This is a genomic window from Streptomyces sp. NPDC002701, from assembly GCF_042889045.1.
Classification (GTDB): domain Bacteria; phylum Actinomycetota; class Actinomycetes; order Streptomycetales; family Streptomycetaceae; genus Streptomyces.
The window spans coordinates 550,454-563,862 of sequence record NZ_JBIAQL010000005.1 but is presented as its reverse complement, the minus strand read 5'-3'; the positions used below and the strand labels follow the sequence as shown (position 1 = coordinate 563,862).

The 13,409-nt window shown below is 72.4% G+C and carries 7 protein-coding genes and 1 tRNA gene; all 8 read right to left on the bottom strand.

The window, feature by feature from the left end:
* Positions 1–70: 70 nt before the first annotated feature.
* The 8 genes from ACFYXC_RS18225 to ACFYXC_RS18190 all read right to left on the bottom strand — a co-directional run bounded on the left by ACFYXC_RS18225 (position 71) and on the right by ACFYXC_RS18190 (position 13,315).
* A tRNA-Thr gene (locus ACFYXC_RS18225) sits at positions 71–147 on the bottom strand.
* A gap of 187 nt (positions 148–334) precedes the next feature.
* Positions 335–1,927: an alpha/beta hydrolase gene (locus ACFYXC_RS18220; RefSeq protein ID WP_389552566.1), complete on the bottom strand. Its 1,593-nt coding sequence runs from the start codon at positions 1,925–1,927 to the stop codon at positions 335–337.
* Between the two features lie 99 nt (positions 1,928–2,026).
* On the bottom strand, positions 2,027–3,232 hold the full coding sequence (locus ACFYXC_RS18215) for a DNA polymerase III subunit delta' (RefSeq protein WP_388911755.1): 1,206 nt from the start codon (positions 3,230–3,232) through the stop codon (positions 2,027–2,029).
* A gap of 240 nt (positions 3,233–3,472) precedes the next feature.
* Positions 3,473–6,817, bottom strand: coding sequence for a dTMP kinase (tmk, locus tag ACFYXC_RS18210; protein ID WP_389552563.1), 3,345 nt, complete (start codon positions 6,815–6,817; stop codon positions 3,473–3,475).
* A 161-nt stretch (positions 6,818–6,978) separates the two neighbouring features.
* Complete coding sequence (topA, locus tag ACFYXC_RS18205; RefSeq protein ID WP_389552561.1) at positions 6,979–9,807, bottom strand: type I DNA topoisomerase; 2,829 nt, start codon at positions 9,805–9,807, stop codon at positions 6,979–6,981.
* A gap of 396 nt (positions 9,808–10,203) precedes the next feature.
* Positions 10,204–10,401 (bottom strand): hypothetical protein, encoded by a 198-nt coding sequence (locus ACFYXC_RS18200; RefSeq protein ID WP_389552559.1) that lies wholly within the window; start codon positions 10,399–10,401, stop codon positions 10,204–10,206.
* Between the two features lie 387 nt (positions 10,402–10,788).
* Positions 10,789–12,306, bottom strand: coding sequence for a methyltransferase (locus tag ACFYXC_RS18195; RefSeq protein WP_389552556.1), 1,518 nt, complete (start codon positions 12,304–12,306; stop codon positions 10,789–10,791).
* A gap of 418 nt (positions 12,307–12,724) precedes the next feature.
* Positions 12,725–13,315, bottom strand: coding sequence for a small secreted protein (locus ACFYXC_RS18190; protein WP_389552553.1), 591 nt, complete (start codon positions 13,313–13,315; stop codon positions 12,725–12,727).
* Positions 13,316–13,409 lie beyond the last annotated feature (94 nt).

Genomic DNA, 13,409 nt, shown 5'->3' with positions numbered 1-13,409 from the left:
AAGCCGCGTGATGTCGCATGCCACGAAAAACGAAAACCCCAGGTCACGGGCCATGTGACCTGGGGTTTGATGGAGCCGCCTTCGGGATTCGAACCCGAGACCTACGCATTACGAGTGCGTTGCTCTGGCCATCTGAGCTAAGGCGGCGTGCTGCCGGAACTATGGTGCGATCGGCAACGTCAGCAAGTCTACACAGTTTCCAGGGGTGCTCCGTACCGCCCCCGGGCCTGCCCGGCAGCGGTCTCGGAGCGGCTTCGCGCATGTCGTGTGCCGGGTCCTCGCGGACCCCTGCCGCCGGGCAGGGGTCCGGAGCGGCGGCTCGCGATCACGGCATCTAGCAGCGCTTTCCGTCCTTCGGAGGCACCCCTTCGACGAGGTAGCGGTTGATCGCCGTGTCGATGCACTCGCTGCCGCGCCCGTACGCCGTGTGGCCGTCGCCGTCGTAGGTCAGGAGCGTCCCGGAGGCAAGCTGGGTGGCGAGGGCCTGGGCCCAGCGGTAAGGGGTCGCGGGGTCCCGGGTGGTGCCGACCACGACGATGGGGGCGGAGCCCTTCGCCTCGATGCGGCGCGGCTCACCGGTCGGTCCGACCGGCCAGTAGGCGCAGTTCAGGGAGGCCCAGGCGAGGCCCTCACCGAAGACCGGGGACGCCTTCTCGAAGGCGGGGATGCCCTTCTCGACCTCCTCGGGCGAGGCGAAGGCGGCGGGCAGGTCCAGGCAGTTGACCGCCGCGTTGGCGGACATCAGGTTCGCGTACCGGCCGTCCGCGTCCCGCTCGTAGTAGCTGTCGGACAGAGCGAGCAGCCCCGCTCCGTCCTTGTCCCGCATCGCCGCGGCGAGGGCCTCGCGCAGTTGCGGCCAGGCCCCCTCGTCGTACATCGCGGCGATGACGCCCGTCGTGGCCAGCGCCTCGCCCAGCTTGCGGCCGTCCGCGTCGCCCGCGTCGATGGGGGTGGAGTCCAGCTTCCGGAAGAACGCCTTCAGGTTCTTGCCGACCTGCTCCGGTGACGTGCCCGCCCCTCCCAGCGGGCACCCGGACGCGCCCACGCAGTCCTTCGCGAAGGACCGGAAGGCCGTCTCGAAGCCAGCCGTCTGGTCCTGGTTCATCCGCCGCGCGGGCAGGGACGGGTCCATCGCGCCGTCCAGGACCAGCCTGCCGACGCGCTCCGGGTACAGGCCCGCGTAGGTCGCCCCGAGGAACGTGCCGTACGAAGCACCCACGTACGTCAGTTTCTCGTCGCCCAGCGCGGCCCGCACGAGGTCCATGTCACGGGCCGCCTCGACCGTGGACACATGGCGCAGCAGCTTGGCCGAGCGCTTTCCGCAGCTCTCCGCGAACCCCTTGAGCGCGTCGACCAGTTCGCCGGTCTCGCGCGCGTCGTCGGGGGTCGTGTCCGTCTGCGTGTACGCGTCCATCCGCCGCCCGTCCAGACATTCGACGGGCTCGCTGCGGGCGACGCCCCGCGGGTCCACCGCCACCATGTCGTAGCGGGCGCGCACCGTCGCCGGGTAGCCGATCCCGGCGTACGCCTGGAGGTAGTCGACCGCCGATCCGCCCGGCCCACCCGGGTTGACCAGCAGCGAGCCGAGCCGCTTGCCCGGGCCGGTGGCCTTCTTGCGGGCCACGGCCAGCCGGATGTCACCCTCGGCCGGCTCGGCGTAGTCGAGCGGCGCCTTCAGCGTGGCGCACTCGAAGCCGGCGACTCCGCACTCCCGCCAGTTCGGCCGCTGCCCGTAGTACGGGGCCAGCGCGGACGGAGTGGCCTCGGGCAGCGCGCGCAGCGCCACCGATCCCGCCGGGCTCGCGGAACTCGTCGAACCCCCCGTGGAACACGCGGAGACGAGGAGTCCGGCGGCAGCGATCACGGTGCCGTACACGCGGAGGGATCGATGGGCCCGCAATGACCTGGGCCGGCGCCTGGTGTCCATCAACCGAGCGTAACCCTGAGCCACGGATTGATTGCACAGAGTGTCCTACATGCCTCGTACGAGTGACGGAGTCAACCCGGCTCGGCGCCGCGTCCCGGGTCAGCCCGCCCGCAACGCCATCGTCATGGCTTCCACCGCCAGCAGCGGTGCCACATTGCGGTCCAGCGCCTCGCGGCACGCGGCGATCGCCTCTATCCGCCGCAGGGTCGCCTCGGGCGACGAGCCGCGGGCCAGCCGGTCCAGGGTGTCCCCCATCTCCGTGTTGGAGAGGGCGAGGTTCGTGCCGAACTGGAGCGCGAGCACGTCCCGGTAGAAGGCCGTGAGGTCGGTCAGGGCCAGGTCCAGGCTGTCGCGCTGCGTACGTGTCCTGCGGCGCTTCTGCTTGTCCTCGAGCTCCTTCATGACGCCCGCGGTGCCACGCGGCATCCGCCCGCCCTGCCCCGCGCCGAGGGCCGCCTTCATGTCCTCGGTCTCCTTGACGTCGGTCTCCTCGGCGACCTGCTTGGCGTCCTCGGAGGCGGCGTCGATCAGTTCCTGGGCGGCTCTCAGGCAGCCGCCCACGTCATCGACCCGTAGCGGCAGCTTGAGGACGGCGGAGCGGCGCGCGCGGGCCCGCTCGTCCGTGGCGAGGCGCCGGGCGCGCCCGATGTGGCCCTGCGTGGCCCGCGCCACGAACGCCGCGATCTCCGGCTCGATGCCGTCGCGGCGGACGAGGACGTCGGCGACGGCGGCCACCGGGGGCGTGCGGAGCGTGAGGTGGCGGCACCGGGAGCGGATCGTCGGCAGCACGTCCTCCAGGGAGGGCGCGCACAGGAGCCAGACCGTACGGGGGGCGGGCTCCTCGACGGCCTTCAGCAGCACGTTGCCCGCACCCTCGGTGAGACGGTCGGCGTCCTCCAGGACGATGACCTGCCAACGGCCCACCGCCGGGGACAGCTGGGCACGGCGGACCAGGTCGCGGGTCTCCTTCACGCCGATGGAGAGCAGGTCGGTGCGGATGATCTGCACGTCCGCGTGCGTGCCGATCAGGCTCGTGTGGCAGCCGTCGCAGAATCCGCAGCCGGGGATCCCGCCGAGGGCACGGTCGGGGCTCGTGCACTGCAGAGCCGCCGCGAAGGCGCGCGCCGTGGTGGAACGGCCCGAACCCGGCGGTCCCGTGAAGAGCCAGGCGTGCGTCATCTTCGAGGCGTCGGGCAGCGGGGTGTCGGCGGCGACCGCGGTGACCAGGGCGTCGGCGTCCCGCGCGGCGGCCTCGAGCTGCTCGCTCACCTTCTCCTGGCCCACCAGGTCGTCCCAAACGGTCATGGGGTGCCCGCCCTTTCGTCGCACCTGTGCCCTGCCGCGTCCCATTGTGCGGGAGGGGACTGACAACGAGGTCCGCGGTACGTGGTGCCCGGGCTCCGGGGGCCCGCACCGCGAGGCCCCGCATGCCGAGGCCCCGGCATGTGGGAGCCCTCACATCTCGGAGTCCCACATGTCGGAGCCTGTCAGGCAGGGGCCCCGCCTGACAGGGCTCCGGCGTCGGCGTCGGCGTCGGCGTCGGCCTCAGCGTCGCCGGCGCCCGCGCCCCTCGTCCCGCTCGTCGTCGTCACGCGGACCCAGCAGCTCGTCCGCCAGCGTCGGCAGATCGTCCAGCGGAGTCTCCTCCGCCCAGTCCGAACGGGGGCGCCGTCGGGGCCTGCCCTCGGCGTCGACCTGGGGCAGCTCCCGCGTGCCGCCGTCGGAGGCACCGGTTCCCGGTCGGTCGTCCGGACGCTCGGCGGGCCGTTCTCCCGGCCGTTCCTCGCGGAAGTACCCCGGGGGCACCCGGTCCGCCGGCCCACTCCCGTGCTCACCGCCACGGTCGCCCCGTACCGGGGGCAGTACCGCGGTCTCGTCCACCGCCGGACCACGCTTCACCGGCGGCAGCACAGCGGTCTCGTCGGCCGCACCCTGCGGAGCCTGCGAACCCGGCGGGACCGGAGGCTGCGGCAGCACCGTCGTCTCCTCGGCGTCCGGCCCGGCACCCCGTCCGGCGTCCGGTCCGGCGCCTCCTCCGGCGCCCGGCCCACCGTCCCTCGGCGGCACCGGCGGCACCGGCGGCAGCACGGCCGTCTCGTCGACCGGGCCACCGGACGCGTTCGTGGGCGTCACGACGGGGGTCTGCACCGTGCTCTCGTCGTCACGGGCGCCCGCCGACCGACCGGCACCGGCCCCTCCTGACGTCCCAGCAATCCCAGGAGCTCCGGCAGCCCCACCGTCAGCCGCCGTCTCGGAAACCGAGGCGGCCGAGGCGGCCGAGGCTGCCGAAGCCGCCGTAGCCGCTGCGGCGGCCGCCGCAGCGGCGGCCCGTCGCGCCTCCTCCGCCCGGATCAGCGCCTCCTCGGCCTTCCGCTGCTTCTCCACCCGCCGTTCCTCGGCCTCGGCCCGGAGCCGTGCCTCCTCCTCGGCCTGCCTGCGCCGGCGCTCCTCCTCGGCCGCGCGGACCTTCTCCTCCGCGAGCTGCCGCGCCTGTTCCTGTTCGGCACGCACGCGTGCGGCCTCGGCACGTTCGCGGGCCTCCTCGGCCTGCCGTTCGGCCTCGCGCCGCTGGGCCTCCTCCAGCTCGCGCTGCTTGCGCTCTTCCTCCTCCGCGCGCAGCCGGGCCAGCTGCTCCTGGCGCTCGCGCTCCAGTCGCTCCTCCTCGGCCTTGCGAGCGGCCTCCTCCTCGGCCCGTCGGCGTGCCTCTTCCTCGGCCGCCCTGCGGGCCTCCTCCTTGCCCTTGATCTCGGCCTCGGAGAGCGGCAGCACCACGTCGAGCCGGTGCCTGATCACGGTCGTGACGGCTTCGGGCTCCTGCCCGGCGTCGACGACCAGATAGCGGCCGGGGTCGGCGGCGGCCAGCGTCAGGAAACCGGACCGCACGCGCGCGTGGAACTCGGCCGGCTCCGACTCCAGTCGGTCCGGCGCCTCCGTGAACCGCTCGCGCGCGGTCTCCGGCGCCACGTCCAGCAGAACCGTCAGGTGCGGTACGAGCCCGTCCGTGGCCCAGCGATTGATCCGCGAGACCTCGGTCGGGGACAGGTCGCGGCCGGCCCCCTGGTAGGCCACCGACGAGTCGATGTACCGGTCGGAGATCACGACCGCGCCCCGCTCCAGCGCGGGCCGCACCACGGTGTCCACGTGCTCCGCGCGGTCGGCGGCGTACAGCAGCGCCTCCGCGCGGTGCGAGAGTCCGGCGGACGACACGTCGAGCAGGATCGATCTCAGCCGCTTCCCCACGGGTGTGGCGCCCGGCTCGCGGGTCACCACGACCTCGTGCCCCTTGGCGCGGATCCACTCCGCGAGCGCCTCGGCCTGGGTCGACTTGCCGGCGCCGTCGCCGCCCTCCAGGGCGATGAAGAACCCGGAGTCGGTGGGCGCCTGCGCCGGATCGTCCCCGCCGCGCAGCGCGTCCCGCAGGTCGTGCCGCAGGGGCACGCCGGAACGGTCGTCGGCCTTGGCCAGGACCAGTGCGGCGACCGGCAGCAGCAGCGCGCCGACCAGCATCAGCGTGAAGGCGGCGCCTCCGTGCGCGAACACGAACTTGCCGTTCTCCAGGCGGTGCGGCCCTATGGCGGCGGCCACCAGCGGGGCCACCAGGACGCCCAGGGCCACGAAGACCCGTACGACCGCGTGCAGGTGTTCCGTCGTACGCGAACGGCGGTAGTCCTCGGCCTCCTGGTCGAGCAGCGCGTGCCCGGTGTTCGCGGCGACGCCCGCGCCGATGCCCGCCAGGGCGACGATCAGCAGCACGGTGGTGACGTCCGGGACGAGCCCGGCGGCGAGGAGCGCGATCCCGGTGAAGGCGATCGCCAGGGCGAGCAGGCGGCGGCGCGACAGGGACGGCAGCAGCTTGGCGGCGCTGCGGATGCCGATCACGACACCCCCGGTCAGCGCGATCACCAGCAGCCCGTAGGTGACGGGGCCGCCGCCCAGGTCCTTGGCGTGCAGCACGGCCACGGCGACGGCGGCCGCGATCGCCCCGGCGACGGCCGCGCAGGCGAGCACCAGGAGCGGGATGGCCCCCGTACGGCCCTTGTCGATGCCCGTGCCCGTCTTGGGGCGGCGCAGCCCTTCGAGGGGCGAGCGCGCGCGGGGGGTCCGCGCGCCGGGCAGTTCGAGGAACGTGAGCACGGACAGGGACGCGGCGAACAGGCCCGCGGCGACGTACGAGGCGAGCGCCGCCTGGTGCTGTTCGAACCACGCGACTCCGGCGCCCAGCAGGTTGTTGACGAGCCCGGCGACGACGAGGGTCACCGCCGCGAGGGGCGCCGCGACGAAGCCCGTACGCAGCGCGAGGCGCCGCAGGGCGTCCATGTGGTCCGGCAGCGGCCGTACCGTCGCGCCCTCCAGCGGGGGCGCGGGCAGGAGCCCGGGCGCCGCGCTCTCGCGGCACACCGTCCAGAAGCGTTCGGCGACGCCGATCACGAACGCCGTCACCAGGAGCACGGCCAGCGCGTTCTCGGGGGTCCAGTCGATCCACAGGGGCGCGATGATCAGCAGCACGGCCCGCACGCCGTCCGCGCCGACCATGGTCCAGCGGCGGTCGAGCGGGCCCTCCTGGGAGGTGAGAGAGGTGAGGGGGCCGAGCAGCACCGCTCCGAAGAGGAGCGTGGCGAGGATCCGGGCCCCGAAGACGGCCGACACGGCGAGCGCCACTCCGCGGTAGCCGCCGCCGAAGGAGCCGTCCGACACGGCGGCCTGGAGGGCGAGCAGGACCAGGACGAGCAGCGCGAGTGCGTCGCCGACGCCGCCCACCAGTTGGGCGCTCCACAACCGCCTCAGTTGGGGTACACGCAGCAGCGCCCGGACGGCGCGCTCCCGGGAGTCGGCGACCAGGGCGTCGTCGGGGGCCGAAGGGTGGGCCGTTGGCTGCTCGGCTCGCGTCATCCCGTCAGCCTATCGGCAGGGGTCCGGTACCCGAAGAGGCCCCCGAACATGCGAACACCCTGGACACCTTGTGGTGCCAGGGCGTTCGTCCGGCGAACCGGAGGTGACCGAAGGCGAAGGATCCGGTCCGCCCACGGACCGGCCCCCGGACGGAGCGCGACTCAGTCCTCGGCCGTCGCCTTGACGGCGGCCGCCTTCTTCGCTGTCGTCTTCTTGGCGGTGGTCTTCTTTGCCGCCGTTTTCGTGGCAGCTGTCTTCTTTGCCGCCGTTTTCTTCGCCGGCGCCTTCTTGGCCGGGGCCTTCTTGGCGGGCGCCTTCTTCGCCGTCTTCTTGACCGGCCCCTTCGCGCGCTTCTCCGCGAGCAGTTCGAAGCCCCGCTCCGGAGTGATCTCCTCGACGCTGTCGCCGGACCGCAGGGTCGCGTTGGTCTCGCCGTCGGTGACGTACGGACCGAAGCGGCCGTCCTTGACGACGACCGGCTGCCCGCTGACCGGGTCGGCGCCGAGCTCCTTCAGCGGCGGCTTGGCGGCGGCGCGGCCGCGCTGCTTGGGCTGCGCGTAGATCGCGAGGGCCTCGTCGAGGGTGATCGTGAAGAGCTGGTCCTCGCTCGTCAGGGAGCGCGAGTCGGTGCCCTTCTTCAGGTACGGGCCGTAGCGGCCGTTCTGCGCGGTGATCTCCACGCCCTCGGCGTCCTTGCCGACGACGCGCGGCAGCGACATCAGCTTGAGCGCGTCCTGCAGCGTCACCGTGTCCAGGGTCATCGTCTTGAAGAGCGAGGCCGTACGCGGCTTCACTGCGTTCTTGCCGGTCCTCGGGGTGCCCTCGGGGAGCACCTCGGTGACGTACGGGCCGTAGCGGCCGTCCCTGGCGATGATCTGGTGGCCCGACTCGGGGTCGGCGCCCAGCTCGAAGTCGCCGCTCGGCTTGGCGAGCAGTTCCTCCGCGAGGTCGACGGTCAGCTCGTCGGGTGCCAGGTCCTCGGGCACGTCGGCGCGCTGGTGGTTCTCGGAGTCCTTCTCGCCGCGCTCGACGTACGGGCCGTAGCGGCCGACGCGCAGCATGATGTCGCTGCCGTCCACGGCGAACGACGAGACTTCGCGGGCGTCGATGGCGCCGAGGTCGGTGACGAGCTCCTTGAGGCCGCCGAGGTGGTCCCCGTCGCCGTTGCCGGCCTCGGCGGCGCCCGCCGCGTCGCCCTCGCCGAAGTAGAAGCGCCTGAGCCACGGCACGGACCGGGCCTCGCCCCGCGCGATGCGGTCGAGGTCGTCCTCCATCTTGGCGGTGAAGTCGTAGTCGACGAGCCGCCCGAAGTGCTTCTCCAGGAGGTTGACCACGGCGAAGGACAGGAAGGAGGGCACGAGGGCCGTCCCCTTCTTGAACACGTAACCCCGGTCGAGGATCGTGCCGATGATCGACGCGTACGTCGACGGGCGGCCGATCTCGCGCTCCTCCAGCTCCTTGACGAGGCTGGCCTCGGTGTAACGGGCGGGGGGCTTGGTCGCGTGGCCGTCGACCGAGATCTCCTCGGCGGACAGCGGATCGCCCTCGTTCACCTGCGGCAGGCGGCGCTCACGGTCGTCCAGCTCGGCGTTCGGGTCGTCCGCGCCCTCGACGTACGCCTTCAGGAAGCCGTGGAAGGTGATGGTCTTGCCGGAGGCGCTGAACTCGGCGTCCCGGCCGTCGGAAGCCGTGCCCGCGATCTTCACGGTGACGGAGTTCCCGACCGCGTCCTTCATCTGAGAGGCGACGGTCCGCTTCCAGATCAGCTCGTACAGCTTGAACTGGTCGCCGGTCAGACCCGTCTCGGCCGGGGTGCGGAAACGGTCCCCCGAGGGGCGGATCGCCTCGTGCGCCTCCTGCGCGTTCTTGACCTTCCCGGCATACGTACGCGGCTTGTCCGGCAGGTAGCTCGCACCGTAGAGCTGCGTGACCTGCGCCCGGGCCGCGGCGATCGCGGTGTCCGAGAGGGTCGTGGAGTCCGTACGCATGTAGGTGATGAAGCCGTTCTCGTACAGCTTCTGCGCCACCTGCATGGTGGCCTTCGCGCCGAAGCCGAGCTTGCGGCTGGCCTCCTGCTGGAGGGTCGTCGTACGGAACGGCGCGTACGGCGAGCGTCGGTACGGCTTCGACTCGACGGACCGCACGGAGAAGTTCGTGTCCGCGAGGGCGGCGGCCAGCGCGCGGGCGTTCGCCTCGTCCAGGTGGAGCGTGTTCGCGCTCTTGATCTGTCCGAGCGAGTCGAAGTCGCGGCCCTGGGCGACGCGCTTGCCGTCGACCGTGGTCAGCCGGGCGACGAGGTTCGACGGGTCGCTCTGGTCGCCGGCGCGGCCGGTGCCGAAGGTGCCCGTCAGGTCCCAGTACTCGGCGGAGCGGAAGGCGATGCGCTCGCGCTCCCGCTCGACGACGAGGCGGGTCGCCACGGACTGGACACGGCCCGCCGACAGCCGCGGCATGACCTTCTTCCACAGGACCGGCGAGACCTCGTAGCCGTAGAGCCGGTCGAGGATGCGGCGGGTCTCCTGGGCGTCGACCATGCGCTGGTTGAGCTCGCGCGGGTTGGCGACGGCGCTGCGGATCGCGTCCTTGGTGATCTCGTGGAAGACCATCCGGTGGACGGGGACCTTGGGCTTGAGGACCTCCAGGAGGTGCCACGCGATGGCCTCGCCCTCGCGGTCCTCATCGGTGGCGAGGAAGAGCTCGTCGGAGTCCTTCAACAGGTCCTTGAGCTTCTTGACCTGCGACCTCTTGTCGGCGTTGACCACGTAGATCGGCTGGAAGTCGTTCTCGACGTCCACGCCGAGCCGGCGCACCTCGCCGGTGTACTTCTCGGGCACCTCCGCGGCGCCGTTGGGGAGGTCGCGGATGTGCCCGACACTCGCTTCGACGACGTATCCGGGGCCGAGATAGCCCTTGATCGTCTTCGCCTTGGCAGGCGACTCGACGATGACGAGTCGGCGGCCGCCGTGTGCGGTCTCGCTGGTCGGGGACAACTTCGCTCTTCTCTCCGGTCGACGCAGGGGATCTCGCCCCAGGCATGGAACCCGGGGGTCGGGTCATGCTGACGCTGCGGAGTGTGACGGTACCTCCCGCCCCCCTGTCAAACGGGAAAAGCCCGCAACGGCCACTCGAACGGTAACCCGACTCCCGCCATTCCTGCCGCCCGGAGTACCCACCTGCCGTTTCCGGGGCATCCGGAGCGCGGCCTCTCATTTACCGTGGGGGCGGAGTCCGACAAGTCTGGATCTTTGTCCGCGCCCGGTGGGCAACGGCGATTCCCGGACACCGGAAGAGGCGCCCCCCGGACACCGGAAGGGGCGCTCCCCGGACAGCGGACGGGGTGCTCCCGGACGGCGGGGAGGGGTCCCGGGGCCGTCGGCGGCCGGTGGTCAGACGCGGGTGAAGCACCACACGGCGAGCAGTACGGCGACCACTCCGGCGAAGCCGGCGACCGCCGCCGAGGCGACGGGGTGCACGCCGTGGGCGACGGGTGCGCGCTGCCTCAGCCGCACGGCGGTCCAGAGCAGCAGTCCGACTCCGAACAGGGCGAACACCGACCCTGTGAAGATCGCCGGTCCGCTCTCCATGACTGGTCCCTTCACCTCGCCCGCCCAGGGTCGGGACGCTGGCACCTCCGGGAGACCGGGAATCCAACCCCGGGTGAACGGAAGGCGGCCGGTTCCGTGCGCCCCGATGCGGGATAGCTCACACCGCGACGCCACCGCGGCCGCCCCGGAGCCGATGACCGCGCGGGGGAGCCGGTGCGGAAGATGGCCACCACGCGTGCGTGAAGCCGATCATGCCCCCGGGTGGAGTCCGTCACACCGCGCCGGGGGCCGGCGTCTTTCCGCTCGTCCGCGTGCCGTCGCCCCGGCCTGCTGATCACACCGCCCCGGTGGAGACGTCGCTCCGGTCGTCGTCCGGATACGCATCGGACGGGGCGCTCGGGCCCGGCCACCGACGGCGGGTTCTCGTCACCGGACGGGGTCGATGAACCCCTGTTCGATCAGCAGCCGGATCTGGGCGGGCGTCCGGTCGCGCAGCAGCACCGGATCCTCTCCGACCAGCTGGGCGATGGCGTCCAGGATGCGTCCCGCGCTCAGCGTGCCGTCACAGACGCCCGCGAAGCCCGCGCCGACCGTGTCCACCTTCGTGGCCCGGCGCATCCCGCGGTGCTGGCGCAGCACGACGTGCTCCGGGTCCTCGGCGCCGGGCAGCCCGACCTGCTCCTGCACGATCTCGGCGGCGAGCCTGAAATGCCCGGCGAGCAGGGCCGCGTCGTCGTGCGCCCGGAGATAGTCCACCCGTTCGAAGTGTGCGCGCACGGTGTCGCCGAGCGGCTGCTCGACGGAGTGCGGCCACTCCTCCAGGACGACCGAGGGCAGTTCGGCGTCCGACCTGCGCAGGGTGATCCAGCCGAAGCCGACGGCCTTCACCTTGCGCGCCTCGAACTCGTCCAGCCAGGCGTCGTACCGCGCCTGGTACTCCATGGGGTCGCCGTGGTGGTCGCCCGCGTCACGCAGCCACAGTTCGGCGTACTGGGTGACGTCCTGGACCTCGCGCTGCACGATCCACGCGTCACAGCCGCGCGGCACCCAGGAGCGCAGCCGGTCCTGCCAGTCCTCGCCCTCCACGTGCTGCCAGTTGGCCAGGAACTGCGCGTATCCCCCCTCGTTCAGCCGGTCGCCCGCCTGGGACACGAGCGTGCGGCACAGGTCGTCCCCGGTCATCCCGCCGTCGCGGTAGGTGAGCCGGGCGCCGGGGGAGATCACGAAAGGCGGGTTCGAGACGATCAGGTCGAACGTGTCGTCGGCCACCGGTTCGAACAGGGAGCCCTCGCGCAGGTCGGCCGCCGGAGCCCCGGACAGGGCGAGCGTGAGCGCCGTGATGTGCAGCGCCCGGGGGTTGAGGTCGGTCGCGCTCACGCGCGTGGCGTGCTGCGCGGCGTGCAGCGCCTGGATTCCGGAGCCGGTGCCGAGATCGAGCGCGGAGGCGAAGGGGGCGCGCACGGTGATGCCCGCGAGCGTCGTGGACGCGCCGCCCACGCCGAGTACGACGCCTTCGTCACGGCTGCCGATACCGCCGGCCCCGCCGACCGCGCAGCCCAGGTCCGAGACGATGAACCAGTCCTCGCCGCCCGGTCCCCCGTACGGCCGTACGTCCACCACCGCAGCGACCTCGTCCCCGCCGACGCGGGTCAGCCAGCCGCCCTCCAGGCAGTCCTCCACCGGCAGGACGTCCGCCACGCGCGCGTGCGGCACGGGCTGCTGCAGCAGGAACAGGCGTACGAGCGCCTCCAGCGGTGTGTCGCCCCGGGTGGCCCGGAGCGCGGGCACGGTCTCGCTGCGGGCCAGCGCCGCGTACGCGGGGGCGCCCAGCAGGTCGAGCAGCCCGTCGGCGCTGAAGGAGGCGCTCAGGAGGGCGTCCCGCAGCCGTGCGGTGACGTCGGTGCGGTCGGACGAGGGCAGCGGTGCCAGGCTGGGGTTACTCACCCGCCCATTGTGACGCGCGACGGGCGCCGGGCGAGCGTGCCGCCGCCGCGGTTGCCGCCGCGGTCATGTCTGACACGGTCGCCGCCGCCACGGCAGTTGTGGCCGTTCACCGTTGCCACCGATGGCGCCGAGGCCGCCGATGACGTGGCGGGCAGCATCTGGCCGGCAACTCCTGGCAGGCACGATCCCGCCCGCCGGGCCTGAGGGACGGCCGGGCGGGCGTGTGGGCCCCGGGCGGACGCGCGGCGCCGTGAAAGCGTGCGGACGCCGGGCGGGCGGGGTGCGTCGTCAAAGCCTGCGAGCCCCGCGGGCGGGCGTGCGGCGGCGCGGGGGCGTGCGGGCGCAGGCAGCGGTCCGGTGCCGCAGGGGCGTGCGGGCGCAGACAGGCGTTCCGGCGCCGGGAAAACGGCGCCGGAGGTCAGCTCTTCGTCGGCGAAGCCGAGGCGGACGCGCTCTTGCAACTCTCCTGCTTGGCCATCGCCTTGCCCACGTCACCCTCCTCCAGCTTCGCGAGGGCGTCGTTGCCGCTCTGGCTCAACTTGTCCAGCTGGGTGGCGATCCCCTTCAGACCGTCGGCGAACTTCCCCTGGTCCTTGGTGTCGAGGTCGTCGACCTGCTTCTTGAGGTCGCCGTACGACGCGGAGATGGTGTTGAGCTCCTTGACGGCGTCCGTCTTCTTCTTCTCGCCGTCCTCCACGTCCGGCGCCCCGGCCTTGTTCACGGCGCTGCCGATCGCCTTGTAGGCGTCGGACATGTCCTGGAACGCCTGGGAGTCGGTCTTCTGGACCTCCGCCGGAGTGCTGTTGTCCGAGGTCTGCTTCTGGATGGCGGTGTTGGCGGCGGCGATCTTCTTCGCCTGGGGCTGCACCGCGTCACAGACCTGCTTGGCCCAGGAGTTCAGCTTGTCGCCGCTGTCGTCACTGCTGCATCCAGACAGCGCCAGTACCAGTACCGCACCGCCGGACAGTGCGGCCGCGAGCTTCTTGTTCACCGGATTGGTCCCTTCCATGGCTCTCGGCCCCGGAACATACACGCCAACCGGGCGACACCACCGTGACGAACATACGTTTAGAAGGATTTGTAACCTTTTGCACCAAGCGAGA